The 245-nt window shown below is 38.4% G+C and carries 1 protein-coding gene; it reads right to left on the bottom strand.

All coding sequences use genetic code 11. The annotated features are described in order from the left end of the window. Window positions 1–245 (bottom strand): TonB-dependent receptor plug domain-containing protein (locus SB679_RS25790; protein ID WP_410705217.1); only part of this gene is annotated, 245 nt, incomplete at both ends.

The following is a 245-nucleotide window of genomic DNA, read 5'->3' as shown; positions in this document are numbered from 1 at the left end:
AGTTACCATATTAATTGTTCCTCCTGGATCAACACTGGACATGGTAATGCTTGCAGGGCCTTTGAATACTTCTACACGCTCTATATTGGATGTCATGGGCTGTAAAAAATAATACTGTCTTGTCCGCATCCCATTGATAATCTGCCCCTCTTCGTTTTGACTGATTCCCCTGATATTATATTGATTATAATAACTTGAAGGAGATACACCATTTACATTTTTCATGACATCTCCAAGCTGGAATG

Source organism: Chryseobacterium sp. SIMBA_029, assembly GCF_046535275.1.
Taxonomy (GTDB): Bacteria; Bacteroidota; Bacteroidia; order Flavobacteriales; family Weeksellaceae; genus Chryseobacterium.
The sequence above is the reverse complement of the archived record's forward strand: the minus strand, read 5'-3'. Positions and strand labels throughout refer to the sequence as shown.